Source organism: Photorhabdus akhurstii (assembly GCF_018448925.1).
Classification (GTDB): Bacteria; Pseudomonadota; Gammaproteobacteria; order Enterobacterales; family Enterobacteriaceae; genus Photorhabdus; species Photorhabdus akhurstii.
In genome coordinates, this window is sequence record NZ_RCWE01000004.1 from 254331 (window position 1) to 279839 (window position 25509).

Annotated in this window: 26 protein-coding genes and 1 other annotated feature; of the genes, 23 read left to right on the plus strand and 3 right to left on the minus strand. The window is 42.4% G+C overall.

What is annotated here, in order from left to right; translation table 11 throughout:
* The 16 genes from infC to EAE93_RS07675 all read left to right on the plus strand — a co-directional run bounded on the left by infC (position 1) and on the right by EAE93_RS07675 (position 15352).
* Positions 1–540, plus strand: coding sequence for a translation initiation factor IF-3 (gene infC, locus EAE93_RS07600; protein WP_071647077.1), 540 nt, complete (start codon positions 1–3; stop codon positions 538–540).
* 97 nt (positions 541–637) lie between these two features.
* Positions 638–835 (plus strand): 50S ribosomal protein L35, encoded by a 198-nt coding sequence (gene rpmI, locus EAE93_RS07605; protein WP_011146889.1) that lies wholly within the window; start codon positions 638–640, stop codon positions 833–835.
* Between the two features lie 41 nt (positions 836–876).
* On the plus strand, positions 877–1233 hold the full coding sequence (gene rplT / locus EAE93_RS07610; protein ID WP_036775937.1) for a 50S ribosomal protein L20: 357 nt from the start codon (positions 877–879) through the stop codon (positions 1231–1233).
* 102 nt (positions 1234–1335) lie between these two features.
* Positions 1336–1460, plus strand: a sequence feature (Phe leader region).
* Between the two features lie 211 nt (positions 1461–1671).
* The gene (gene pheS, locus EAE93_RS07615) at positions 1672–2655 is read left to right on the plus strand and encodes a phenylalanine--tRNA ligase subunit alpha (RefSeq protein ID WP_036805277.1); all 984 of its coding nucleotides are present in this window, start codon (positions 1672–1674) and stop codon (positions 2653–2655) included.
* Positions 2656–2670: 15 nt separating this feature from the next.
* The gene (pheT, locus tag EAE93_RS07620; protein WP_214039426.1) at positions 2671–5058 is read left to right on the plus strand and encodes a phenylalanine--tRNA ligase subunit beta; all 2388 of its coding nucleotides are present in this window, start codon (positions 2671–2673) and stop codon (positions 5056–5058) included.
* A gap of 4 nt (positions 5059–5062) precedes the next feature.
* Positions 5063–5359 carry an integration host factor subunit alpha gene (ihfA, locus tag EAE93_RS07625; protein ID WP_011146885.1) on the plus strand — a complete coding sequence of 99 codons (297 nt, stop codon included), beginning with the start codon at positions 5063–5065 and terminating at the stop codon, positions 5357–5359.
* 66 nt (positions 5360–5425) lie between these two features.
* Positions 5426–6433, plus strand: coding sequence for a vitamin B12 ABC transporter permease BtuC (btuC, locus tag EAE93_RS07630; RefSeq protein WP_036805290.1), 1008 nt, complete (start codon positions 5426–5428; stop codon positions 6431–6433).
* Positions 6434–6467: 34 nt separating this feature from the next.
* Entirely contained in the window at positions 6468–7214 is a 747-nt protein-coding gene (gene btuD / locus EAE93_RS07635) for a vitamin B12 ABC transporter ATP-binding protein BtuD (RefSeq protein ID WP_214039488.1), read from the plus strand.
* Positions 7215–7387: 173 nt separating this feature from the next.
* On the plus strand, positions 7388–8533 hold the full coding sequence (gene arnB / locus EAE93_RS07640) for a UDP-4-amino-4-deoxy-L-arabinose aminotransferase (protein WP_214039427.1): 1146 nt from the start codon (positions 7388–7390) through the stop codon (positions 8531–8533).
* Entirely contained in the window at positions 8534–9511 is a 978-nt protein-coding gene (gene arnC, locus EAE93_RS07645; protein WP_036805296.1) for an undecaprenyl-phosphate 4-deoxy-4-formamido-L-arabinose transferase, read from the plus strand.
* Complete coding sequence (gene arnA / locus EAE93_RS07650; protein ID WP_214039428.1) at positions 9512–11494, plus strand: bifunctional UDP-4-amino-4-deoxy-L-arabinose formyltransferase/UDP-glucuronic acid oxidase ArnA; 1983 nt, start codon at positions 9512–9514, stop codon at positions 11492–11494.
* Complete coding sequence (gene arnD / locus EAE93_RS07655; protein ID WP_036805301.1) at positions 11494–12387, plus strand: 4-deoxy-4-formamido-L-arabinose-phosphoundecaprenol deformylase; 894 nt, start codon at positions 11494–11496, stop codon at positions 12385–12387. Before arnA ends, arnD begins: the two co-directional genes overlap by 1 nt.
* 7 nt (positions 12388–12394) lie before the next feature.
* Positions 12395–14056: a lipid IV(A) 4-amino-4-deoxy-L-arabinosyltransferase gene (gene arnT, locus EAE93_RS07660; protein WP_214039429.1), complete on the plus strand. Its 1662-nt coding sequence runs from the start codon at positions 12395–12397 to the stop codon at positions 14054–14056.
* Complete coding sequence (gene arnE, locus EAE93_RS07665; RefSeq protein WP_214039430.1) at positions 14053–14394, plus strand: 4-amino-4-deoxy-L-arabinose-phosphoundecaprenol flippase subunit ArnE; 342 nt, start codon at positions 14053–14055, stop codon at positions 14392–14394. The genes arnT and arnE overlap by 4 nt, the downstream gene beginning before the upstream one ends.
* Positions 14391–14771 carry a 4-amino-4-deoxy-L-arabinose-phosphoundecaprenol flippase subunit ArnF gene (gene arnF, locus EAE93_RS07670; protein WP_214039431.1) on the plus strand — a complete coding sequence of 127 codons (381 nt, stop codon included), beginning with the start codon at positions 14391–14393 and terminating at the stop codon, positions 14769–14771. The genes arnE and arnF overlap by 4 nt, the downstream gene beginning before the upstream one ends.
* Positions 14772–14866: 95 nt before the next feature.
* Positions 14867–15352, plus strand: a complete 486-nt coding sequence (locus EAE93_RS07675) for a C40 family peptidase (RefSeq protein WP_214039432.1) — start codon at positions 14867–14869, stop codon at positions 15350–15352.
* A 271-nt stretch (positions 15353–15623) separates the two neighbouring features.
* Here EAE93_RS07675 and EAE93_RS07680 read toward each other — a convergent pair whose 3' ends face one another.
* The gene (locus tag EAE93_RS07680) at positions 15624–16427 is read right to left on the minus strand and encodes a YrpD family protein (protein ID WP_214039433.1); all 804 of its coding nucleotides are present in this window, start codon (positions 16425–16427) and stop codon (positions 15624–15626) included.
* 445 nt (positions 16428–16872) lie between these two features.
* On the opposite strand from EAE93_RS07680, the gene EAE93_RS07685 reads away from it, so the two are divergent.
* Positions 16873–17808: a hypothetical protein gene (locus EAE93_RS07685; protein WP_214039434.1), complete on the plus strand. Its 936-nt coding sequence runs from the start codon at positions 16873–16875 to the stop codon at positions 17806–17808.
* 174 nt (positions 17809–17982) lie between these two features.
* Positions 17983–18207 carry a type II toxin -antitoxin system TacA 1-like antitoxin gene (locus EAE93_RS07690; RefSeq protein WP_044467082.1) on the plus strand — a complete coding sequence of 75 codons (225 nt, stop codon included), beginning with the start codon at positions 17983–17985 and terminating at the stop codon, positions 18205–18207.
* 100 nt (positions 18208–18307) lie between these two features.
* On the opposite strand, the gene EAE93_RS07695 is transcribed toward EAE93_RS07690, so the two are convergent.
* The gene (locus tag EAE93_RS07695) at positions 18308–18730 is read right to left on the minus strand and encodes a flagellar protein FlhE (RefSeq protein WP_332008543.1); all 423 of its coding nucleotides are present in this window, start codon (positions 18728–18730) and stop codon (positions 18308–18310) included.
* 320 nt (positions 18731–19050) lie between these two features.
* The gene (locus EAE93_RS07700; protein WP_214039436.1) at positions 19051–19464 is read right to left on the minus strand and encodes a flagellar protein FlhE; all 414 of its coding nucleotides are present in this window, start codon (positions 19462–19464) and stop codon (positions 19051–19053) included.
* Between the two features lie 319 nt (positions 19465–19783).
* On the opposite strand from EAE93_RS07700, the gene EAE93_RS07705 reads away from it, so the two are divergent.
* From EAE93_RS07705 to EAE93_RS07725, 5 genes are all read left to right on the plus strand, one after another.
* The gene (locus EAE93_RS07705) at positions 19784–20527 is read left to right on the plus strand and encodes an ABC transporter ATP-binding protein (RefSeq protein ID WP_250150930.1); all 744 of its coding nucleotides are present in this window, start codon (positions 19784–19786) and stop codon (positions 20525–20527) included.
* Positions 20520–21734, plus strand: coding sequence for an ABC transporter permease (locus tag EAE93_RS07710; RefSeq protein WP_250150931.1), 1215 nt, complete (start codon positions 20520–20522; stop codon positions 21732–21734). The genes EAE93_RS07705 and EAE93_RS07710 overlap by 8 nt, the downstream gene beginning before the upstream one ends.
* Positions 21727–23205: a TolC family protein gene (locus tag EAE93_RS07715; RefSeq protein ID WP_214039437.1), complete on the plus strand. Its 1479-nt coding sequence runs from the start codon at positions 21727–21729 to the stop codon at positions 23203–23205. The genes EAE93_RS07710 and EAE93_RS07715 overlap by 8 nt, the downstream gene beginning before the upstream one ends.
* A 43-nt stretch (positions 23206–23248) precedes the next feature.
* Positions 23249–24472, plus strand: a complete 1224-nt coding sequence (locus tag EAE93_RS07720) for an efflux RND transporter periplasmic adaptor subunit (protein WP_214039491.1) — start codon at positions 23249–23251, stop codon at positions 24470–24472.
* Between the two features lie 279 nt (positions 24473–24751).
* Positions 24752–25240: a hypothetical protein gene (locus tag EAE93_RS07725; protein ID WP_040150591.1), complete on the plus strand. Its 489-nt coding sequence runs from the start codon at positions 24752–24754 to the stop codon at positions 25238–25240.
* Positions 25241–25509: the final 269 nt, after the last annotated feature.

Below are 25509 nucleotides of genomic sequence, written 5' to 3' on the forward strand. Positions count from 1 at the left end.
ATTAAAGGCGGAAAAAGAATTCAAACAGCGCGTCCTAATCGCATTAATGGAGAGATTCGCGCTTCTGAAGTTCGTTTAACAGGTTTAGATGGCGAACAGATTGGCATTGTCAGTCTGAGGGAAGCTCTTGAAAAAGCTGAGGAAGCGGATGTTGATTTAGTTGAAATCAGCCCGAATGCCGAGCCGCCGGTTTGCCGTATTATGGACTACGGCAAGTTCCTCTATGAGAAGAGTAAGTCGATCAAAGAGCAGAAGAAAAAACAAAAAGTTATTCAGGTTAAGGAAATTAAATTCCGTCCTGGTACAGATGAAGGCGACTATCAGGTCAAACTACGCAACCTGATTCGCTTTCTTGAAGATGGCGATAAAGCCAAAATCACCCTGCGTTTCCGTGGGCGTGAAATGGCGCACCAACAGATTGGCGTCGAAATGCTTAACCGCATCCGCGACGATCTGGATGAACTGGCGGTAGTTGAATCCTTCCCTTCGAAGATTGAAGGCCGTCAGATGATAATGGTGCTCGCTCCTAAGAAGAAATAGTTAGGCAATCAAGTAATAAGCTCCAGTCGGTTCATCTGGTTGGGGCTTGTTCGCCTGATTAATTCGTTGTAATTCACAATGCGAAGTGGAAATTAAAATGCCAAAGATTAAAACAGTACGCGGCGCCGCTAAACGCTTTAAAAAAACTGCAAGTGGTGGTTTTAAGCGTAAGCGCGCTAACCTTCGTCACATTCTGACTAAGAAATCAACCAAGCGTAAACGTCATTTACGTCCAAAGGGCATGGTCTCCAAAGGTGATCTGGGCCTGGTTGTTGCTTGCTTGCCTTACGCGTAAGCAATTTTTAGATTAGAACTCAGAGACGATAGGAGAAGTATATGGCTCGCGTAAAACGTGGTGTTGTCGCCCGTGCACGTCACAAGAAAATTTTAAAGCAAGCGAAAGGTTACTACGGTGCCCGTTCGCGCGTTTACCGTGTTGCCTTCCAGGCAGTAATCAAAGCAGGGCAGTACGCTTACCGTGACCGTCGTCAGCGGAAACGTCAGTTCCGTCAACTGTGGATTGCACGTATCAACGCTGCTGCACGTCAGAATGGTATCTCTTACAGCCGTTTCATTGATGGTCTGAAAAAGGCTTCTATTGAAATCGACCGTAAGATCCTGGCTGACATCGCTGTGTTTGACAAAGCGGCGTTTGCTGCTTTAGTTGAAAAAGCGAAGAGCGCTCTGGCATAAGTTAGGGTAGTAAGGAGGGAGCATGCTCCCTCTTTTACTTTGTTGTCAAATGCGGTTTACAAGAGTGTTGTTGCCAAAACAGAATTTTATTCCGAGAGAACCAACATTATGTCCTTAGCTTTTTTTCGCATCTTTTTTTACTTTAGCACCTGAATTCAGGGGGCTTTGCGCGTAAGAAAAGAAACGAAAAGTAGCGCCTGAGCCTCCGTTGTGGAGGTTTTTTTGTTTTTATGACAGTAAAAGCAGAAATAGGTATACCCTATGGATTTTAAAGTGCGTCGCGACGGTAAGGGAGCGAATCCCCGGGAGCATAGCAAACTATGTGGCCGTGGGAAGCGAGTTCAGCCAACAAAGAGGCAACTTGAAAGATAACGGGTATATATAAGGTCATTAACGATCATTACTAGCAGGCCGTTAGGCCGAAGGAAGAGGAAAACGATGCCACATCTCGCTGAACTGGTTGCAAAAGCAAGAGCAGCCATAGAAGATGCCCAGGATGTTGCTGCGTTGGATTTGGTGCGTGTTGAATATTTAGGCAAAAAAGGCCATTTAACTCTCCAAATGTCATCGCTGCGTGATCTGCCGGTCGAAGAACGTCCAGCAGCAGGGGCGGTTATTAATCAGGCTAAGCAGGAAGTTCTGGAATCTCTGAATATCCGTAAAGAAAAATTGGAGACTGAACTTCTGAACTTCCGTTTAGCAGCGGAAAAGATTGATGTATCATTGCCTGGTCGCCGTATGGAAAATGGCGGACTACATCCGGTTAACCGCACAATAGAGCGTATTGAAACTTTCTTTGGTGAATTAGGGTTTTCTGTAGAATCAGGCCCTGAGATTGAAGATGATTATCATAATTTCGATGCGCTGAATATTCCTGCTCACCATCCTGCCCGTGCTGATCATGATACTTTCTGGTTTGATGCCAAACGTCTGTTGCGTACTCAGACTTCAGGTGTTCAGGTTAGAACTATGCACAGTCAACAGCCGCCAATTCGCGTCATTGCACCGGGGCGCGTGTATCGTAATGACTACGATCAGACACACACACCCATGTTCCATCAGGTAGAAGGTTTGATTATTGATCGTGATATCAGTTTTACCAATCTGAAAGGAACGTTGCACGATTTCCTGACTAACTTTTTTGAAGAAGATTTGCAGGTTCGTTTCCGGCCTTCTTACTTTCCATTTACAGAACCTTCGGCGGAAGTTGATGTCATGGGTAAAAACGGCAAATGGCTGGAAGTATTGGGTTGCGGTATGGTTCATCCCAATGTATTGCATAATGTTGGCCTTGATCCTGAAATTTATTCTGGTTTTGCTTTCGGTATGGGGGTGGAGCGCCTGACAATGTTACGTTACGGTGTAACTGATTTGCGTGCGTTCTTCGAAAATGATCTGCGTTTTCTCAAACAGTTTAAATAAAGGCGGGAATATCTCATGAAATTCAGTGAACTCTGGTTACGCGAATGGGTAAACCCAGCCATTAGCAGTGAAGTATTATCTGATCAAATTACCATGATAGGTCTGGAAGTTGATGGCGTTGAAGCCGTTGCCGGTCAATTTCATGGTGTAGTTGTCGGTGAAGTTGTTCAATGTGCCCAGCATCCAAATGCAGATAAGCTACGGGTAACAAAAGTGAATATCGGTGGTGAACGACTGCTGGACATTGTTTGTGGTGCGCCAAATTGCCGCTTGGGGTTGAAAGTTGCAGTAGCAACCGTGGGTGCTGTATTACCGGGTGACTTTAAAATCAAGGCGGCAAAACTGCGAGGTGAGCCTTCCGAAGGGATGCTATGTTCTTTTTCTGAACTGGGTATTTCTGAGGATCACGACGGTATTATTGAATTGCCGATTGATGCTCCTTTAGGTGTTGATCTGCGTGAATATCTGAAGCTGGATGATAAAGTCATTGAAATTAGTATTACGCCTAATCGCGCTGACTGCCTAAGTATTATAGGGGTTGCGCGTGATGTGGCGGTTGCTAATAAAATGCCCCTATCTGAGCCACAAATTGAAGCAATAAAACCGACAACAGATGCTGTTTTCCCTATTCGTGTTGAAGCAACAGAAGCTTGCCCACGTTACCTGGGACGGGTAATTAAAAACATTAATGTGAAAGCGGCAACGCCACAGTGGATGCGTGAAAAATTACGTCGTGGTGGTATCCGTTCTATCGACCCGATTGTCGATGTGACTAACTATGTATTGCTTGAATTAGGCCAACCATTGCATGCGTTTGATTTGGAACGTCTGAATGGCTCAATTACTGTGCGTATGGCGAAGCAGGATGAAAAATTAGTGCTGCTGGATGGTACAGAAGCCAACCTTTCTACTGATACGCTAGTTATTTCTGATGAAAAACAAGCTGTTGCAATGGCAGGTATTTTTGGCGGTGAACATTCAGGTGTGAATGAAGAGACGCAAAATATTTTACTTGAATGCGCATTTTTTGCCCCTTTAGCGATTGCTGGCCGTGCTCGTCGCTATGGTTTACACACTGATGCTTCTCACCGCTATGAACGTGGAGTTGATTCTCAGCTACAACACAAAGCAATAGAGAGAGCGACTCAACTGCTGATTGATGTTTGTGGTGGTGAAGCGGGTCCAATTATTGATGTTACTGATGAATCTCAATTGCCACAGTCTGCGACAATCACATTACGTCGTGAAAAACTGGATCGTTTGATTGGTCACTATATACCTGATGAACAGGTTGGTGACATCCTGACCCGTTTAGGTTGCAAGGTCACTATTCAGGAAAATGGCTGGCAAGCGGTTGCGCCAAGCTGGCGTTTTGATATGGAGTTGGAAGAAGATCTGGTGGAAGAAGTTGCCCGTATCTACGGTTACAACAATATTCCAGATGTACCGATGCGTGCCGATCTTATCATGAAAAAACATCGTGAAGCGGATCTTTCCCTGCAACGAGTTAAAACGATGCTGGTTGACAGAGGTTATCAAGAAGCGATTACTTATAGCTTTGTTGATCCCAAAATTCAGGCACTGTTACATCCACAGCAACAAGCGTTGATGCTGCCTAATCCAATTTCGGCGGATATGTCAGCAATGCGTTTATCTCTACTCACGGGTTTATTAACGACGGTGGTATATAACCAGAACCGTCAGCAAAACCGTGTGCGCTTATTTGAAACGGGTTTACGTTTTGTTCCTGATGAAAATGCGGAGCAGGGCATTCGTCAGGAGCTGATGTTGGGGGGAGTCATTACCGGCAATCGTTTTGAAGAACATTGGTCACTGGACAAACAGTCAGTTGATTTCTTCGATATGAAAGGCGATTTGGAAGCCATTCTGGAGTTAACTGGAAAATTATCTAAGATTTCTTTTAGAGCAGATGTAAATCCGGCGTTGCACCCAGGTCAAAGCGCCGGGATTTATTTGGAAAATGAATACATCGGATATATTGGTGTAGTTCACCCAGAATTGGAAAGCAAACTTGACTTAAATGGCCGCACAGTGGTATTCGAAGTACTCTGGAACAAGCTGGCAAGCCGCGTGATTCCTGATGCGAAAGAGATTTCACGTTTTCCGTCAAACCGTCGTGATATTGCGATCGTAGTGCCTGAAAATATTGCTGTAGAAGATGTTTTGGCTGAGTGCAAGAAAGTTGGCGTAAATCATATAGTTGGCATAAACTTGTTTGACGTGTATTGTGGTAAAGGTGTAGCAGAGGGTCATAAGAGCCTTGCTATAAGTTTTATCTTGCAGGATACCGCGCGTACACTGGAAGAAGAAGAGATTGCTGCGACTGTTAATAGATGTGTTGCAGTGCTGAAACAGCGATTCCAAGCATCCTTGAGGGACTGAACCTATGGCGCTTACTAAAGCTGAAATGTCAGAAAATCTGTTTGAGAAACTGGGAATTAGCAAGCGTGATGCTAAAGATCTGGTTGAATTATTCTTTGAAGAAGTGCGTCGTTCTTTGGAGAATGGTGAGCAGGTAAAATTGTCTGGATTTGGCAACTTTGATTTACGGGATAAAAACCAACGTCCGGGGCGTAATCCTAAGACTGGTGAGGACATTCCGATTACAGCTCGCCGAGTAGTGACATTCCGTCCTGGTCAGAAGTTAAAAAGCAGGGTTGAGAAAGCCACGCCTAAAGAATAATCAAAAAGGCCGCATCGATAGCGGCCTTTTTCTTAAACGAATCCTCCCTCATGAGCTTGATTTACCATGCAACCCATCTCTTCCATCACTGAATTAGTGACTCGCCAGAAAAAGCGTGATTATCGTTTTCTGGCGATTCTCACTTGTTTATTTCTATTGGTTCTTTTTCTCTCACTCTGTGCCGGGGAAAATTGGATCTGGCCTGATAAATGGTTTTCTGAAACAGGTCAGTTGTTTGTGTGGCAATTGCGTTTTCCCCGTGTATTAGCTGTAGTTGCTGTGGGTGCAAGCTTGACTGTGGCGGGTGCCGTAATGCAGGCACTGTTTGAAAATCCGTTGGCGGAACCTGGGCTATTAGGCGTCAGTAATGGTGCTGGCGTGGTGGTAGTGTTTTTGGTGTTGATGTTTCATGGTATTGCGCCATTCTGGTTACTAAGTATTAGCGCTGTGCTCGGAGCGTTGACTGTCACAATGATATTGCTGACTTTTGCAAGAAAGCGTTATTTGAATAATGCCCGTTTATTATTGGTAGGGGTTGCTTTTGGTGTCGTTTCAGGTGCGTTAATGACCTGGATGGTTTATTTCAGTACTAGCCTAGACTTGCGTCAGCTAATGTATTGGATGATGGGAAGTTTCAGTGGAATAGACTGGAGGCAGCAATGGTTAGTCGTTGCTTTGTTTCCTTTGATCATTTGGTTGAGCAGGCAAGGAAAAGTACTTAATTTTCTGTCACTGGGAGAAACACAGGCTCAACAGTTGGGTATCTCGCTTTATTATTGGCGTAATTTATTTGTATTTGCTGTTGGGTTATTGGTCGGGTTAAGTGTTGCACTTGCTGGAACGATCAGCTTTATTGGTTTGGTTATTCCACATATTTTACGTTTATGTGGTCTGACAGATTATAAAACACTACTGCCCGCCTGTGTTCTATCCGGCGGTTGTGGATTATTGTTGGCTGATTTATTTTCTCGCCTTAGCTTGAATAATGCAGAAGTGCCGATTGGCGTTGTGACTGCAACATTGGGTGCGCCGGTATTTATTTGGTTATTATTGAGAGTCAGAGACTGGAGTTAAGAACGTGGACAGTGTGCAAGTGACCAATCAGTTGATGGCTCTCAATCAAGTATCAGTACGAAACAGATTAATGCCGCTGACCGCATTGGTGCGACAAGGTGAACAGGTACATCTCATTGGGCCGAATGGTTCAGGAAAAAGTACATTACTGGCCTGTATGGCCGGTATTTTACCCTATAGTGGCGCAATCAATTTGCAACAAAAGTGTCTTAGTCAATATAGTCACTGCCAATTAGCACGGCACAGAGCATGGCTTAGCCAGCAAATTTCTTCTGTGCCAATAATGCCGGTTTTTCAATATCTGCAACTGTACTTAGCTGCCCATCTTGTTAATTGTGACAGTGTGTTGTCAGAACTTTGCTCCTTTTTTAAGTTGGGAAAACTTCTGGAGACACCTGTAGGTCATCTATCTGGTGGTGAATGGCAAAGGGTGCGATTAACAGGGGTTTTTTTGCAAGTCTGGCCGACAATCAATTCGGAAGGCAAATTATTGCTCTTGGATGAGCCTACGAATAATCTTGACATCACTCAGGTAGCCGCACTTGATCTATTAATAAAGAAATTTTGTGAACTCGGTGGAACCGTAGTCATGAGTGGTCATGATCTCAATCATAGCTATGATAAAGCTGATCGGATCTGGTTGCTTGCCAATGGAACACTAGTTGCGAATGGAAAACCGGATGAGGTAATGAAAGAAAATACGCTCTCTAAAGTTTTTGCTGCTGACATCAAATGTGTGCCAGAAAGGACAGATAAGTATTGGCGGGTTTTCTTACCTTAATTATAGTCCCGCCGTATGTGCCTACCGTGAATCTGTACGTATCGTGGATCTGTACGTACCGTAGATCTATAGTAATTTCCACTTAATTTGTTAAATCATACCTGTGTTTACGATTCGTTAAAATATAGTCATCTAATATATCGTTATATTATGAATGAATTGGACTGTGTTTTATGGATCGTTTTCTTCCATTTTCTCGTCCTGCGATAGGTGATGAAGAAATTCAGGCAGTAGAAAAGGTTCTTCGTTCGGGTTGGATTACAACAGGCCCGCAAAATCATCAATTGGAACAGGACTTTTGCCGCATGTTTGGTTGTAAACATGCGGTTGCATTGGCCTCTGCGACGGCGGGTATGCATCTGACGCTAATGGCGTTGGGAATTGGCCCTGGTGACGAAGTGATTACACCATCTCAAACTTGGGTTTCCACAATAAATATGATCTGCTTGCTTGGTGCTGAACCGATCATGATTGATGTTGATCGTCATACGTTAATGGTCGACGCGCAGGCAGTAAAAAAGGCGATTACTTCCAGAACCAAAGCGATTATTCCTGTTCACTATGCCGGTGCGCCTTGTGATTTAGATGCATTGCGTGGGATTGCTCAGGAGGCGGGTATTCCATTGATTGAAGACGCGGCTCATGCATTAGGAACCCGTTATAAGAATGAATGGATTGGTGAGCATGGTACTGCGATTTTCTCTTTTCACGCCATAAAAAATGCCACTTGTGCGGAAGGGGGGTTAATTGCTACTGATAATAATGAACTTATTGAACGAATTCGGTGTCTAAAGTTTCATGGATTGGGTATTGATGCTTTTGATCGTCAGATTCAAGGCAGAAGACCACAGGCAGAAGTTGTAGAACCGGGCTACAAATATAATTTATCTGATATTCATGCTGCGATTGCTGTTGTGCAATTAAGTAAATTGGAATCAATGAATATTCGCCGTCGGCAAATTGTTGCCCGTTATTCAGCGGCATTAAAAGATTCGCCTTTGCAGATGTTAAGTGTGCCTGATTATGAGCATATGCATGCACATCATCTATTTATGGTGCGGGTTGATCAGGATGTTTGTGGCATTGATCGCGATACGTTAATGGAACGTTTGAAAGAGAAAAATATTGGTACAGGTTTGCATTTCAGGGCTGCGCATACACAAAAATATTATCGGGATCGGTATCCGCAATTGTCATTACCCGAATCAGAATGGAATTCAGTAACACTTTGTTCATTGCCGCTCTTTCCTGATATGAGTGATGACGATGTGGATTATGTCATTGATGTTTTACAAGAAATTATTTCGGAGCACAGATAAGTGTTATTTGAACAAATTAAAAAAGTTTCTGTTGTTATTCCGGTTTATAACGAAGAAGAAAGTTTACCTCTTTTATTGGAAAGAACCTTAGCGGCCTGTAAACAGTTGACTCAGGAATATGAGCTTATTCTTGTCGATGATGGCAGTAGTGATAGATCTGCGGAAATTCTGATTCAGGCTGCCGAACAATATGAAAATCATATTGTTGCAATTTTACTTAATCGTAATTATGGTCAGCATTCAGCGATTATGGCGGGGTTTAATCAGGTCAGTGGCGATTTAATTATTACGCTTGATGCCGATTTGCAGAATCCGCCAGAAGAGATCCCCCGTCTGGTTAAAACGGCTGAACAAGGTTATGACGTTGTGGGTACTCGCCGGGCTAATCGGCAGGATTCTCTGTTTCGTAAAACAGCTTCAAAACTCATCAATGCACTGATTACTAAGGCAACAGGCCGCTCTATGGGAGATTATGGCTGTATGCTCCGTGCCTATCGCCGCCATATTGTTGAAGCTATGTTGCAGTGTCATGAGCGCAGCACCTTTATTCCTATTCTGGCAAACACGTTTGCCCGTAAAACCATTGAGATTGATGTCGCTCATGCAGAGCGTGAATTTGGCGATTCTAAATATAGCTTCATGAAGCTGATTAATCTGATGTATGACTTGCTGACCTGTCTGACAACCGCGCCTTTACGTTTGCTGAGTGTGGTAGGTAGTGTGATTGCAGTTTCTGGTTTTTTGCTGGCTGTATTATTGGTGGTTTTACGTCTGATTTTCGGCGCCATATGGGCAGCAGAAGGGGTATTTACTCTATTTGCCATCCTTTTCATGTTTATTGGCGCGCAGTTCGTCGCGATGGGCTTATTAGGTGAATACATAGGCCGTATCTATAACGATGTTCGGGCGCGCCCACGTTATTTTATTCAAAAAGTGGTCGGAAATAAAAAGACCAACAACAACCAGGAAGAGTACTAAATGAAAGCAATTGTATTTGCCTATCATGATATCGGCTGTGTCGGGATCAATGCCTTAACTAAAGCGGGTTTTGATATTCAGGCGGTATTTACCCATACAGATGATCCTAATGAAAACCATTTTTTCTCTTCTGTTGCCCGTTTAAGTGCAGATTTAGGACTACCGGTTTTTGCGCCAGAGAATGTCAACCATCCACTTTGGATTGAACGTATCCGGGAACTAAAACCTGATGTGATTTTCTCTTTTTATTACCGAAATATGCTGAGCGAGGATATTTTATCGCTGGCGAGCACAGGCGCATTTAATCTGCATGGTTCACTGTTGCCAAAATACCGTGGTCGCGCCCCGATTAACTGGGCGATTTTAAATGGTGAAGTGGAAACCGGTGTAACCTTGCATAAAATGGTGTTGAAACCTGATGCAGGGGATATTATTGCTCAACACAAAGTTACTATTGCAGAGACAGATACCGCGTTGGCTTTGCACGGTAAAATTCGTGAGGCAGCTGAAAAACTGCTTAATCACATATTACCTCAGATTAAAGCAGGAACTTATCCAGCGATACCTCAAGATGAAAGTCAGGCAACTTACTTTGGGCGTCGTACTGCTGCGGATGGTGAGATTGACTGGAGCAAATCAGCCGCTGAAATTAACAATCTTGTCAGGGCAGTGACTGAGCCATATCCAGGGGCGTTTACTTTCTTAGGCGAGCGTAAGATTACTATCTGGCGTGCTTCTCCGTTGAATGAAACGCATGACAAACAGCCGGGAACAGTATTATCGGTAGATCCGTTAATTATTGCCTGTGGAGAAGGCGCGTTAGAAATTATTAATGGGCAAAGCGAATCAGGTTTATATGTTCAGGGCCATCGTCTGGCGGTAGATATGAGCATGGTGACTGATATCCGTGTTGGTCCAAAGGCAACCGCTCAAATTAGCCACCGGAAACGTGTATTAATTCTCGGTGTAAATGGCTTTATCGGTAATCATCTAACAGAACGTCTATTACGTGATGGCAACTATGATATTTATGGTATGGATATCGGTTCTTCCGCCATTGAGCGTTTTATTGGTAATCCGCGTTTCCACTTTATCGAAGGTGATGTCAATATCCATACTGAATGGATCGAATATCACATTAAAAAGTGTGATGTTGTTTTGCCATTAGTAGCCATTGCGACTCCAATTGAATATACCCGTAATCCGCTGCGTGTATTTGAATTAGATTTTGAAGAGAATCTAAAAATTGTCCGTTATTGCGTTAAATACAATAAACGGATTATTTTCCCATCCACATCAGAAGTTTATGGCATGTGTGATGATAAAGAATTTGATGAAGATGACTCTCGTCTGATCGTTGGTCCTATCAACAAACAGCGTTGGATCTATTCTGTATCAAAACAATTGCTAGATCGTGTTATTTGGGCATATGGTGAGAAAGAAGGACTCAAATTCACACTATTTCGTCCATTTAACTGGATGGGGCCACGTTTGGATAATTTGAACTCCGCGCGTATTGGCAGTTCCAGAGCGATCACACAATTAATATTGAACTTAGTTGAAGGTTCACCGATCAAACTAGTGGATGGTGGTGAACAGAAACGCTGTTTTACTGATATTAATGATGGTATTGAGGCGCTGTTCCGTATTATTGAAAACCGGGATGGGTTATGTGACAGCCAAATTATCAATATTGGCAATCCAACTAATGAAGCCAGTATTCGTCAATTAGCGGAAATATTACTTGATAGCTTTGAAAACCATGAATTGAGAGATCATTTTCCTCCGTTTGCTGGATTTAAAAAGATTGAAAGCGGCAGTTACTACGGAAAAGGTTATCAGGATGTTGAACACCGTAAACCAAGTATTAGAAACGCGGAGCGGTTATTAGGTTGGAAGCCAACCATCGACATGAAACAGACGATAAATGAAACACTGGATTTCTTCTTGCGTGGCGCAGTGGAAGAATTAGGGAAAAATTAATGAAACAAGTTGGCTTGAGAGTTGATGTGGATACCTATCAAGGAACCGTTGAAGGGGTGCCGCAATTACTCAAGATTTTGGCAAAACATCAGATTCAGGCCAGTTTTTTCTTTAGTGTTGGGCCGGATAATATGGGGCGCCATTTGTGGCGTCTTTTACGGCCGAAATTCTTATGGAAAATGTTGAGGTCAAATGCAGCGTCTCTATATGGTCTTGATATTTTACTGGCGGGAACGGCATGGCCGGGTAAGAAGATCGCTAAGGATTTAGGCTATTTAATGAAACAAACTCTGGATGCAGGCCATGAAGTGGGTCTGCATGCTTGGGATCATCAGCGTTGGCAGGCGAAAGTCGACCGTTGGTCAGAAGCTCAGTTAACAGAGCAGGTTAAACTGGGGGTGGATGCATTGGTACAGGCAATTGGCCAACGGGTAACTTGCTCTGCTGTTGCGGGTTGGCGGGCTGATGAACGCGTACTCGCGGTAAAGCAACAGTTTGGTTTTGATTACAACAGCGATTGTCGAGGAACTCATCCATTCAGGCCCATTTTGCCTGATGGTACTCTTGGTACGGTGCAAATTCCGGTGACGTTGCCAACTTATGACGAAGTGATAGGAATTCAGGTTAAAGATGAAGATTTTAACCAATTTATCCTTGATAAGATGAAAAACAGCCAGGGAGTTCCGGTATATACCATCCATACGGAAGTTGAAGGGATGTCCAAGTCCACAGAATTTGCAATGCTGTTGGAAATGGTTCATCAGGAAAACATACAATTTTGTGCATTGAGTCATCTGCTGCCTGAAAATATACAGCGACTTCCTGTCGGGAGAATTATTCGTTCCGAATTTCCCGGCAGAGAAGGATGGTTAGGATGCCAACAAGAGGTTTAACTTATCTATGTTAAATAACCGGGCGTGTAAAGTGGGGGCCTTTCTGATGGCTCTTTTTTTTATCCTCACCTACTTATTACCCCTTAATGGCCGTCTGCTATGGCAGCCTGATGAAACCCGTTACGCAGAAATTAGTCGAGAAATGCTGCAACGAGGGGATTGGATTGTTCCGTATTTGCTGGATATTCGTTATTTTGAAAAGCCAGTAGCGGGTTATTGGATTAATAATATTAGCCAATGGATCTTCGGCGATAATAATTTTGCTGTTCGTTTTGGGTCGGTTTTCTGTATTTTTATCAGCGCGATTTTATTATATCGACTTGCTATGATGATGTGGCATAACCGGCATATTGCTTTTGCCGCCAGCCTTATTTACATCTCAATGTTTCTGGTATTTGCCATTGGTACTTATAGCGTACTTGATCCAATGTTTTCTTTATGGATAACGGCTGCCATGATATCTAGCTTCTGGGCGTTAAAAGCCGATTGTACTAAACAGCGGATTATGGCATATCTGGTACTTGGCTTATGTTGTGGTATGGGATTTATGACCAAGGGATTTCTGGCATTGGCCGTTCCGGTCATTGCGATGTTGCCCATTGTCATTTATCAGAAGCGGGTTCTGCAAATAATATACTTTGGCCCACTTGCCATTATTTCGGCGGTAGCAATCAGTTTGCCGTGGGTGATTGCGGTTGCCCAACGGGAGCCTGACTATTGGCATTATTTTTTCTGGATTGAGCATATTAAGCGTTTTTCTTCCGATGACGCACAGCATATTGCACCATTCTGGTATTACATACCGATTCTTATTATTGGTGTGATCCCGTGGTTGGGATTATTACCCGGCGCGGTAATTAAAGGTTGGAAAGAGAGAAAATCCAATCCTGAAATGTTTTTTCTACTTTGCTGGTTTGTCGTACCATTTTTATTTTTCAGTATCGCGAAAGGAAAATTGCCAACCTATATCTTGCCTTGCATGGCGCCATTGGCAATGATGATGGCTAAATTTGGCGTTGATTGCGTAAGAGATGGCAAAATGAAATTGCTGAAGATCAATGGAATGGTTAACGTATTGATTGGTCTGATGGCGGTAATGATTCTGTTTGCTATGGAAGCAGTAACAAAACACTCTTTATATCAGCCATCAGAATGGCCTAAATGGGTTTTAGCGATTGTTGCTTTTGGTATTTGGGGAATTATTGGTTATCTGTGTTTTGCGTTGAATGGAAAATACTGGTTGTGGTCGGCATTTTGTTCCATAGTTGTCAGTTTAGTGATAGGTAATGCGTTGCCTGAGAATACCGTTAATTCTAAATTACCGCAAAGTTTTATTAATTTACATCATCAGGAACTTGCAGACAGTCGGTACATTTTATCGGAAAGCGTTGGTCTTGCAACCACGGTGGCTTGGGAGATGAAGCGTAGCGATATTTATATGCTTGAGAATTGGGGTGAGTTGGAATATGGGTTGAATTATCCAGATAGCCGATATCGATATATCAGCTATAAAGATTTTCCACAATGGTTAGAGAAAGCGCGTAAAGAAGGGCGGGTATCAGTACTGTTTCATTTATATAAAAATGAAAAATTACCTGATTTGCCAAAAGCGGATCACATTAATCGCAATTATCGCTTTGCTATTTTAGTTTATGAGAAGCGACCATGATAAATTTCACTTTATTGTTGCTGGTTAGCTTACTGACATGTGCTGGTCAGTTATGTCAGAAACAGGCTGTGATATGTTGGCAGAGTGATATTTATCAGCGGGTATCTGCGCTGAAATGGTTGATAGGGGCTGTGATTCTATTGGCTGTTGGCATGTTATTCTGGCTTCGTCTATTGCAGATATTGCCATTAGGAATTGCTTATCCCATGTTAAGTATAAATTTTATTATGGTCACGTTAGCGGGGAAATTTTTCTATCAGGAGAAAGCAGGCAGAAAACATTGGAGTGGAGTTGTATTTATCATGTTAGGAATTTTGCTGATGAGCTTGAATGAATGAAAGGTTATATTTGGGGATTAGTTAGCGTATTACTGGTGACAATAGCCCAGTTATTACTGAAATGGGGTGTTGTCAATTTACCGGTATTGAATCTTGGTTTGGATTGGTTTGATATTGAGTGGCTGTGGAGTCATCGCCATTCTCTGATGATGGTAATGGCTGGTCTGGCTGGGTATCTATTATCTATGCTGTGTTGGTTATTTACGTTAAAATATTTACCATTAAATAAAGCCTATCCGTTAATAAGCTTAAGTTATGTATTTGTCTATTTAATGGCGGCTTTATTGCCTTGGTTTAATGAAACCATCACATTATTGAAAACCGCGGGTGTCATTTTCATTTTGTGTGGTATCTGGTTGATTAGCCGGCCAGAATGAAGAATATTTAACTGTTTTACTTAAAGTACAACCTTGTTTTTTTATCGAGTGCCGGATAGAGTTAACTTGTTTTGCTGATCTTATGAGGAGGGGGAATGATAATAAGAACAAAAGAGTTACTATTGTTGCTCAGTCTGTTACTTATTGGCTGTTCCAGCCACGCCCCCAGGACACCGGCGCCTGAGTTAAAAACGGCGCTTTCTGATCCCATCATGGTAATTGCTCAACTTAAGGAGCAGCTTAATCAATGGCATGGTACGCCATATCATTATGGAGGAATGGATCGTCGGGGAGTAGATTGTTCTGGTTTTGTTTACCGTACTTTTAGTGACCGGTTTGATATTCAGTTACCTCGCACTACCGATGGGCAAATAAAATTAGGCACTCGTATTGATAAAAGCGATTTAATGCCGGGTGATTTGGTCTTTTTCAGAACAGGTAGTGGCGAACATGGGTTACATGTTGGCATTTATGATGCTAATAACCAGTTTATTCATGCATCAACCCATAAAGGTGTTACTCGCTCATCTATGAATAATGTTTACTGGAAAAAAGCTTTTTGGCAAGCCCGTAGAATTTAAATGGATTTTTATCAACGATCTGTAAAAATTATTCTTATTAGGATAGCTGTTATATTTAAATTTCAGTAATTAATAGCAGTAATTTTATCAATTGAATTTTAATCATTGGGAATAATAATGATTTTATGACAGTAAATAAATTATCCATACTGTATTTAACTTGGTCAGGGAATACTTGATTTTGATTTAAGATATATTGGTTAAAAAAGATTAAAAATAAATAACCAGTTCCTTAGATATTAGGAAACTGGCTAAAGTGTCTATTATGGTATTATCTGGTTGTTATTTTTATTGCGGCACTGTTCGAACTTGTATTAATACTTGCTCCTTTTGTTGCATGAATTATTGGATTAACAGATTTATTATCTATAACTACATTTTTAAATGTAGCAATGTATTCTTTATGAACTTTAATATTTCCTTCTGGTGTTCCACTAGGTATAGCGATTGTGGATAATATTTTCCAGTGACTTACTGAGCTGACATGAGTATTTTTTATCTCTGAAATCAGTCTGCCGGCATAACCATTATTGGAGGTTCCCCAATATGTCGCTCTTGTTGCACCATTTAAATTTTTATATATGGTAAGTTGTACCTCACTACCGGGTTTAAAACCATTTTTATAAGTAAAGTTATCTTTTCCTTCAATATATTGAACCGTGTCTTGTCCACGGCTTCCTACTTTCATATATGGTTTCCAGACATTATAGGTAGTACTATATTGGAAACCAACATCTGATTCTACTTGACCAGAAAAACCAGAGTATACATATAGCGTTCCACCCGATGCTTTAAACGAAGAACCTTGTTTAATCTCTGGCAAGGTTACTTTTGTGGTGAGAATAGCTCCTTGACTATTCAGAATTGCTCTTCCTCCGATACCGCCTTTAATAGTTTCTTCACGAAGAGATGATCTATTTGAAAACGATTCTGTTTCCGCTGCTTTAACTTCATATGCGTTAATTATTGAGAAAGTATTAATTACAATTATACTGGCTAAAGCTATTTTAGTGAGTTTATTACTTGAGGTGACAATATTATCTCTCATAGAAAATTTATTTTTAAATTGAATCATATTATTTTTCTCATTAATGTATTTTTAAGTTTAGTTATCAATATGAATAATATTGACAGGGTTATATTAATATAATGCCATAATTTATTGTCAGTAAATCATATATTTTAATGAATTTTTCATTCATTAATAAAATACCATTAATTCCAAACACAACAAAAAACATTTTTATTTTGTTTTATGATAAAAAAGGCTTAAATATTATTTATCAAACTGACGTGTTTTTATGGATTATATTTTTGTTTGCTTGATTACACTGGTGAGTGTATTTTTTAAGATGAAATATAAATAACTGGTCTGTGAAGCGCAATATTTAAAACAGTTTTACATTCTCGGATTATAAATGTGATTAATTAACCAGATGATTTTTATCTGCCAGAAATTAATTATTATTTTGGCGAGAGGAATAGACCTAATAACTTAAATCATCTTAAGAGGAAAACTGATGACAGATAAACATCCCTATTCACCGGAAATAAAATATTCTCCGTGGGCGCCCAATGATGCTCCATTATTTATCATACTTGGGCAATCCAACAGTTATGGTCATGGAACACAACTACCACAAGATGAAGAAATTACACAAGGTTTAAAAAACGTATTCACATTATCTCTGCCAGAAGTTTACAGCGTTGACTTTCCCGCAATTAACTGGACAGGGCTGACTAGCCTTGGTAATGCCAATATTGGCGCTCCTATCGGTTTACCTATTGGCAATCAGGATCACTCTGTTAATGCCGCTAATCGTTTTGCCAAACTCTGGCAAGACCATATTAACCGGGGTAATGCGCTTAATTTGCCTGATCTTTATGTCATTTTAATGGGGTGGGGCGGCCAGGGCATGTATCTGGATAATCCGCCGGATAACCGTTGGGCGCCTGAGCGAAATCCCTGTGATGTGGAATCGCTCTATCCGCGTGCTATCAGAACCTTGCGTATGGCGGTCGAATCACTGCGTAAACTAGGCAAAAATCCTCGTATTTTGGCTGTTCATTGGAACCAGTGGGAAGCAGAAACCGAAAGTTTATTAGCGGCACAGGCATCAGAGCGGAATTTTACCCGCATCATTACTGGTATCAGTGATGCTTTGGGTTCTCGCTGTATACCGTGGAGATTGTATTATCCACTTTCGGTTGTATTTGAACCCATTAACACTCGTTATGTACTTGAAGCAATTAACAATGTTATCGCTGATGCTCCCCAATACCGAACGCTAATTGATGCACGGAATTCTCCTGACTATACCGGAAAGGCGCCGGAGTTTGGTGTTTTTCTGCCTGATAGTGTTCATTATGATGACAAAACCCAGACATGGTTTGCCCAACAGGAGTGGGAATTGATTTTATCTGGTTATAAAGGGGTTCAATTACCGCAGGATTAATTATCTGAGGGAGACTAAGATGGCGGCCGAGGCCGTCGTCATCTATTATCAGGTAGAAAATAATACATTCTTGGATGTTCATATTGTGCCTTTTCGACATACATATTAATGAACGTCTATTTTTTATGCCATAATGGCACCATGTTTATATGGATTAAAAATGCAGATGAAATCATGGCTACTAATACAGAACGCAAAGAGACTCGTTTAGTTGCAAGAATTTCCACAGAGATTCAAGAGATCATACAAATAGCGACTGAACGAACTGAAACCTTACATCTTTCGATGAAGGGGGCTGATGCTTTGTTGGCAGCTTTGGAAAATCCGCCAAAAGCAAACTCTAAGCTACTTAAAGCCGCGAAGCACTATAAGGATAGGGTGAATGTCCGTAATCATTGAAGAAATCATCTAGCAACTTTCTTAGATCCTACAATATTCAAAGCAAATCAAAATTGCCGCCTATAATACAGACGGCAATCTTTGGAGAGTTATTGAAATATTATTCCCAGTTGACAGTAACTGTTCCGGTTTGGCCAGATACAGGTACTGTTCCACCACTTGCAACTCTCAGAGCATAAAAGAATTGCTGTGCCGGGTCTCTATTATTGAATGCGGTAGTCGTCATTCTTTGAATGCGTGATACATCTAGGCAACTGTTGGTATCTCCGTGGCAAAGATAAACGGATAGTCCTTGAGTATTAGCAGGCCATCCAGCAACGCTCCAAACCCAAGATACTTGAGTAATACTACCCGTCGTTGGTGTAGATCCAACAATAGGAAGATAGGCAATTTCCGTGAAGTTTCTGGAGTATACCGTTGGTAGAGTAATCGAAGATGTATAGCTCCAGCTTGTCGTGAATCCTGTTTGTGGAAACATTGTTAACAATAATGCACTGCTGATGCCACAGAGGGTTGTGAGCACTTTCTTTTTCAATTTCATAATTGCTCCCGATAACTTAATGTTTTCTGTTGCGAGGGCCGGGATGTCTCCTGCGATCTCACACTTTTCGCCACCTAAATCATAAGTGAGGATAGATAAAATACATTAGATGACTTTATTAATTGAGGTATTTTTTCCTCGAGTTGTCAATGAAAAATGGGAATTTAAATTAAATTTATCTAATGAATTAATGAAATGAAGCCAGAGTTGGAAGACTATTTAGCAGACTATATTGATATTCAAAGCAAATCAAAATTGCCGCCTATAATACAGACGGCAATCTTTGGAGAGTTATTGAAAAGTTATTGCCAACTGACAGTAATTTCTCCGGTTTGACCTGCTATTGGCATAACGTTACCGTTTCCAACACTTAAGGCGAAAAGGAACTGCTGGGCTGGGCTTCTATTATTAAATGCGGCTGTCGACATTCTTCGCGTGCGTGATATATCTACGCAACTGCTGGTATCTCCCTGACAAAGATAAACCGATAAATTCTTAGGCCATCCAACAACGTTCCAAGTCCAAGATACATTGGAAATCTTTCCTGTTGCAGGGGGAGAACCGACAATAGGAACGTTAGCAGTTTCTAAGAAATTTTTGGAATACAGTGTGGGCAGAACAACTGAAGAGTGATAGCTGCCACTTGCCGCAGCTGTCTGTGAGAGCATAGTTAATAATAAAGCGCTACCAATCCCAAAGATTTTTTTCAATTTCATGGTTGTTATCCTGATAATTTAATTTCTTCATATTGATGAGATCTTGGATATGTCTTTCGATCTCGCTCCCTTTTGCTTCCTCAATTTCATAACAACACCCACCATGTACTAAAGGTGGTAGCATCAATTTGGGTGCATTAACCCTATTACGTCAATGGGTAATGTTGATTTTTGTTAAATAACTCTAATTAATTTTTGGCATCTGATGTTTTTGTCTTTTATTCAGACGGCAATCTTTTACAACAGGATCTCCCCATGATATAAAACCTGCTAAGCAACCCAGTGGAGTCAGTAATACGTTTAATGGATGCCAAAAACGATGAATAAATCAGACATGACAATCACGACTTCCCTATGTCAGGAAGCATTGATTCACATGGAAAATATTTGTCGATCTTATCGTATGGGGGAAAAATATTACCCAGTGCTTGATAAAATATCATTCACTATCATGCGTGGACAAAGTTGTGCGATTGTCGGCGCTTCCGGCTCGGGTAAAAGTACTCTACTCAATATTCTTGGTTTACTGGATCAACCCACTTCTGGCTATTTTCAGTTTAGGGACGTTAATATAACAAATGTTACTCCTAATGAACGGGCGAAAATAAGAAATCAGGAAATTGGTTTCGTGTTTCAGAGTTTCAATTTACTTCCCAGAATGCAGGCGTTAGATAATGTCGCGCTACCATTATTATATCGCGGATATTCTCGTTCTCTAGCTCGGCAGGAGGCGAAATACCAGCTTGAGTTGGTTGGTCTGGCTGGCCGTATTTACCATCGTCCGGCTGATCTCTCCGGGGGACAGCGGCAACGTGTCGCCATTGCCAGAGCCTTGGTTGGTAAGCCTTCTCTGATTTTGGCGGATGAACCGACAGGCAATCTCGATAGTGCGACGGCGCGAGATATCATGGCGCTTCTTCTGTCATTGAACCGTGAGCAAGGCGTTACGCTTGTCATGGTTACGCATGATGAAACCATAGCCAAAAACATGCGGCGCTGTCTCTATGTTAACAACGGGCGGCTTTCCGAAACCGATCTGTGGCTGGGTAGCCCCGATGCTTAATGTGAATTCTGGCCGCTACGGTTTTTCCTTCACGCAAGCCCTGCGAGAATCACTGGGTAGTCTGCGCCTGCTAGGAAAACGCTCCTTGCTTGCTTTGCTTGGTATTGCAGTCGGATGTGCTTCGGTTATTGCACTTTTAAACATCGGTCATAACGCTGTTAATGAAGCTATCAGCACTTTTAAAAGTATGGGAAGCAATATTTTAGTTGCTCATTTTGCTTTTATTCCCGGTGTCGATGTCAAACCCGCGCCCTCTACGCTGGATACTCAGGCGCTGACTCGTACAATACCGACTATTACACATGCTGCGCCCATCACGTTATATTCGACTCGTGTACGCTTTCACGGGCAAGGAATCGATACGAATATTACCGGTACCTCCTCTGATCTGGCTGCGGTGCTGGATTTACAGATCGAGCAGGGACGTTTTCTATCGGATTATGATCGCCAAACCACCTATGCCGTGCTTGGCGCGGATATTGCCAAACAATTAAAAGTAGCCAATCAACCTATTCGAGTAGGCAGTCAATTACAAATCGGGGAATATCTGTTTGAAGTGATAGGAATTCTCGCGGCTCAGGGGCCGAACCCTTTACTCCCCGGCTCTATTGATCATTCCATCATACTGCCCATTGAAGCAATGCGACGGTTGCGGTCTGCGCCAGAAATTGGCAGCGTCGTTGCCAGAGCGCGTGACACAACAACGCTAAGCAGTGACGCGGTATCGCTACGTGATTACCTGGTCTCATTATCAAAAGGTCGTCGTGTCGAAGTTGAGATTCCGAAACAATTGCTTGATGGATTGACGCGTCAGGCAAGGACATTCTCCTATTTGCTCGCGGGCTTAGGGGGAATTTCGTTGCTGGTGGGAGGAGTGGGCGTGATGAATGTCATGCTGATGAATGTTTCGGAACGCAGGCGTGAAATTGGTGTTCGTATGGCTTTGGGCGCTCGGCCTGTTGATATTGGTATGCTGTTTATGTTGGAGGCTGCCATTCTGTCCATTGCCGGTGCAATGATTGGTTCATTGTTGGGGGTTGCGGCAGGGTACCTATTTGTAAAATTTTCGGGCTGGGTATTTACGTTATCTCTATTCTCTTTGCCTCTGGGTATCGCCAGTTCATTAGTGATCGGTCTGTTTTTCGGTATCAATCCGGCATTATCGGCGGCCAGATTACAACCTGTAGAGGCGCTTCGTGATGATTAGCCAAGTTTTTCAACGTGCTATTGGCATCATCATTGCCTTGATAATAGCTGCATCTGTCAAACAGGCTTTAGCGGAGCCGTTGAATCCATCACAGGCAACCATGCCTGCAACAAAGACAATTTCGCTTAATCAGCAAACTATTGGTCTGACGCTCAGTGATGCAATCTATTTAGGGTTACGAAACAATCGTTCGATTCGCAGTGCTTATCTGGATCGGATTGCGCAGAAATTCGATTTACGCGTTGCTGAGGATCGTTTTACGCCCAAGTTACTGATTAATAGCCGTTATATCGCTGCCCGTAATCAGAGCGATCGTTATCGCCAAAGTGAGATTACCCCCACCTCTACGCTGCTTGGAGAATATGGCACTCGATTTAGTTTGTCTTGGACGAATCGAACGACATGGGCAGACAATGCGGGTCGTAGCCGTAATGATGGTGTTTCATTTTCAGTTATTCAGCCCCTGCTGCGTGGTGCCGGCAAAGATGTGGCGACAGCGCCTGTGCGCCTTGCTCAATTGATGGAGCAGACAAATCGTTTGAACCTAAAAGCGACGGTATCCCAGACTATCACGCAAATTATTATGGCTTACCGTGAATTGTTGCGTGCTCAAGAACAATTACAAATTGCCCGTGATGCTCTTGAACGTTCGCGTCAATTGCTGGAAGTTAACAAAGCCATGATCTCCGCAGGCAGAATGGCGGCTTTTGAGATTGTCCAGACCGAGGCCGATGTTGCAATGCAGGAACTGTCTGCGGAGGAAGCAGCTAATCAATTGGATACCAGTCGTTTGGAACTACTGCGTCTGCTTGCCTTAGACTTACAAACTCAGGTCAAGGCGACTGATAGATTGGAAGCTAAACGCGTAGATATTAACCTGCTACAGGCGCAGAATTTAGCACAAGAGCAACAACCATCGTATCTTACTCAATTGATTACTGCGGAACAGGCTGCAATTAACCTGACAGTTGCCCGTAACGAACGTTTATGGGATGTCTCTTTGGTTGGTGGAGCCAGCCAGATACGAGATCGAACAGGGTCAAATAGTTCCCGTAATTGGGAAAATTACGCCGGTGTTCAGGTAGAGATACCCATTGGTGATTTGAGTCGGCGTCAGGCGGAAGTGCGGGCGCGGGTTGATGTTCAGAATCAGGACATTCGTCTTGCAGAGGCAAAACAATCACTGGAACGTAATGTGGGTAATGCGGTGCGCGATATTGGTACGCGTTGGCGTCAATATGAGATCGCGCAGCGTGCCAGGGATCTATCCTTGCGCAAGTTAGAAATTGAACGTGAAAAATTGACGGTGGGCCGCTCCAGTAACTTTCAAGTATTGAGCTTTGAAACCGATTTGCGTAATGCCGAGAATGTTCGTCTTAATGCGTTGATCACCTACTTAAATGCACAAGCGGAGTTGGACGAAACATTGGGCACCACGTTAGGGAGTTGGGATATTGCACTTAACGACTAAGATCAAGGGACTTGCCCGTTCCAAATATAAGACGCGTTGGCTGATGACACTTGCCATTGCATTAGTCATTGGAGCTGCCATTGCTTATGTTTTCCTCTCTTCCTCAACTGATACATCATCACCGCAACGGTGGGTACATGTTGAACCTCAATTACTGGAAAATCGTCTTGGGTTAGTTGGTCGCATTCAGGCGGCAACCAGTTTGACGATCGCCGCGCCATTTGATGGCGTTATTGCCGAAGTGATGGTAACGGAAGGCCAGCGCGTTAAGCGCGAGCAACCGCTGTTGAGCCTTGACACGACACAGTTGGACATTCAGTTGCGGCAGGCGCTCACGGAACTATTGAAAGCCCAGAAGACTGTACAAGATTTAGTGGGGTGGGAGAACAGTCCCGATGTCGCCAGGGTACGTAGAACTTTAACCAATGCCCAGTTAAGTTTGAGTGATACCGAACGCAAGCTAATCGATACCCGGGCTTTGTTTGAGCGTGGCATTGTTCCCCGTATGGAGGTTGATACGCTGGAACAACAGGTCAGAGTCCAACAGCTTGATCTTGCCGCCGCTAAGGCGGAGTTGAGCACTGCTCTCGATAAGGGTACAGGGGAGAATCGCCAAATTGCTGATATGGAATTAGCCAATGCCCAATCGCGTTATCAGGCGCTTCAGGCCCAGCAAGCCCAACGTGAATTGGTTTCTCCTTTTGACGGCATTGTTATTCGCCCCCAGGTACCGGAATCAGATAAGGGGCTATTTATTCAAAAGGGAACACGAGTCACTCAGGGAACACCTCTGCTAGGGATAATCAATTTGGAACAAATTCAAGCGGTAGCCCGTATTGAAGAGGCTGACCTTCATCAAGTATATGAAGGAATGCCGGTTGAGATCACCGGCGATGGTTTTGCCGGGCTATCTCTAAGGGGGCAAATTAAGACAATTGGTGTACAGGGGAATTCAAAGGAAATGCAGGGAGCGGGTGTAACCTATGACTTATTAGTGGCGATTGATCCTCTGACTTCTGAACAGCGGCGGCGTATCCGGCTGAATATGAGTGCGAAACTGGCTATTGTCACCTATCGCAATGAACGTGGATTAGCCGTGCCAGCGGAGGCATTACATACCGGCTCTGATGGACGAACTTTCGTTAACTATCGCAGTGAATTAAACGCACAAACTCAGCAGATTATAGTGACGCCGGGGCATGCTGTTCCTCAAGGTGTAGAGGTGAGCGGATTGGAAGCAGGCTATGTTGAAGTCCCTGGGCAGTAATGACTGATTCGAATTAAGTGCAGACATAACCGATTATATCCCGTTTGCCGCTGACGATTGTCTGCGGTGCTGGATATATTTTGCTGTTTTTCGGTAGACAAAATGTGCTCTCGATAATACTTTCTCGATTTTTTGATATAGATCAAATTTCATATTTGCGCTGATGAGAATGTATTACTTTAATTAGATATTAATTGGCATAGACTTCTGCTAACAGTAAATATGAATATATAGCCGTTCAAAATATTAATTAAATAATGAAACTTTGAGGTAGACATTATGAGTATTATTCGTCATTCGCTATCGGTTATTTCATTCGTCGCTCTGATTCATCTATCTGGACATGCATACGCATTTGGTTTGCCTGAAAATAATATTCCAACTTCTCATGATCCAGCTTGCTGGGCCGTTTCCAATCAAATTCAATTTGATCGATTAATGAAAGAGATGGAATCAGTTGATGGCGATTCTGAGAGAGAAAAGAGAGAAATTGTGCGGCAGATAGGGAAATATGCTACTCCGAAAAAAATCCATATAGATGTTAAGGTAATTCAGGAAAAACCGGGGGATAAGATTAAACTCGATGCCAGCGGCTCTACGGTACCCAGTGGAAATATCGGATATAATTGGAATAAAAAAGGGCCCGACCAAGCTGTCATTGAAGTCGCTCCAGGTAGTTCAAGGACTTATTATCAACAGAGTGTTCAAATTATTGATAAAACCTGTGGGATTTATAATGCAACGATGATTAATGTACATTCAAAATAGTGATTGCTACTAATTATTAAATATCGTTATTTTCTCATCAATACGTTAATTAATTCTTGACGAATATTATATTTGTTTAATTAAATAATATCTGTGTTTGAATTGAGGATTTTCATTCAAATCATGAGGTTTTATTTATGTAAATATCCGTCTTTTATCAGGTTTTATTATTCTCTATCAGACAAAAAGCATTGTGCGAAATACACGGAATTATCTTTCCAGTAAGAGTATATCCGGGAATTTATCCATATACTCCAGGTATATATACT

Bases quoted from the DNA above. Each gene is read 5' to 3' on its own strand.
- rpmI (WP_011146889.1), top strand. From the start codon at position 638: ATGCCAAAGATTAAAACAGTACGCGGCGCCGCTAAACGCTTTAAAAAA.
- rplT (WP_036775937.1), top strand. From the start codon at position 877: ATGGCTCGCGTAAAACGTGGTGTTGTCGCCCGTGCACGTCACAAGAAA.
- pheS (WP_036805277.1), top strand. From the start codon at position 1,672: ATGCCACATCTCGCTGAACTGGTTGCAAAAGCAAGAGCAGCCATAGAA.
- pheT (WP_214039426.1), top strand. From the start codon at position 2,671: ATGAAATTCAGTGAACTCTGGTTACGCGAATGGGTAAACCCAGCCATT.
- ihfA (WP_011146885.1), top strand. From the start codon at position 5,063: ATGGCGCTTACTAAAGCTGAAATGTCAGAAAATCTGTTTGAGAAACTG.
- btuC (WP_036805290.1), top strand. From the start codon at position 5,426: ATGCAACCCATCTCTTCCATCACTGAATTAGTGACTCGCCAGAAAAAG.
- btuD (WP_214039488.1), top strand. From the start codon at position 6,468: ATGGCTCTCAATCAAGTATCAGTACGAAACAGATTAATGCCGCTGACC.
- arnB (WP_214039427.1), top strand. From the start codon at position 7,388: ATGGATCGTTTTCTTCCATTTTCTCGTCCTGCGATAGGTGATGAAGAA.
- arnA (WP_214039428.1), top strand. From the start codon at position 9,512: ATGAAAGCAATTGTATTTGCCTATCATGATATCGGCTGTGTCGGGATC.
- arnD (WP_036805301.1), top strand. From the start codon at position 11,494: ATGAAACAAGTTGGCTTGAGAGTTGATGTGGATACCTATCAAGGAACC.
- arnT (WP_214039429.1), top strand. From the start codon at position 12,395: ATGTTAAATAACCGGGCGTGTAAAGTGGGGGCCTTTCTGATGGCTCTT.
- arnE (WP_214039430.1), top strand. From the start codon at position 14,053: ATGATAAATTTCACTTTATTGTTGCTGGTTAGCTTACTGACATGTGCT.
- arnF (WP_214039431.1), top strand. From the start codon at position 14,391: ATGAAAGGTTATATTTGGGGATTAGTTAGCGTATTACTGGTGACAATA.
- EAE93_RS07675 (WP_214039432.1), top strand. From the start codon at position 14,867: ATGATAATAAGAACAAAAGAGTTACTATTGTTGCTCAGTCTGTTACTT.
- EAE93_RS07680 (WP_214039433.1), bottom strand. From the start codon at position 16,427: ATGATTCAATTTAAAAATAAATTTTCTATGAGAGATAATATTGTCACC.
- EAE93_RS07685 (WP_214039434.1), top strand. From the start codon at position 16,873: ATGACAGATAAACATCCCTATTCACCGGAAATAAAATATTCTCCGTGG.
- EAE93_RS07690 (WP_044467082.1), top strand. From the start codon at position 17,983: ATGGCTACTAATACAGAACGCAAAGAGACTCGTTTAGTTGCAAGAATT.
- EAE93_RS07700 (WP_214039436.1), bottom strand. From the start codon at position 19,464: ATGAAATTGAAAAAAATCTTTGGGATTGGTAGCGCTTTATTATTAACT.
- EAE93_RS07705 (WP_250150930.1), top strand. From the start codon at position 19,784: ATGAATAAATCAGACATGACAATCACGACTTCCCTATGTCAGGAAGCA.
- EAE93_RS07710 (WP_250150931.1), top strand. From the start codon at position 20,520: ATGCTTAATGTGAATTCTGGCCGCTACGGTTTTTCCTTCACGCAAGCC.
- EAE93_RS07715 (WP_214039437.1), top strand. From the start codon at position 21,727: ATGATTAGCCAAGTTTTTCAACGTGCTATTGGCATCATCATTGCCTTG.
- EAE93_RS07720 (WP_214039491.1), top strand. From the start codon at position 23,249: ATGACACTTGCCATTGCATTAGTCATTGGAGCTGCCATTGCTTATGTT.
- EAE93_RS07725 (WP_040150591.1), top strand. From the start codon at position 24,752: ATGAGTATTATTCGTCATTCGCTATCGGTTATTTCATTCGTCGCTCTG.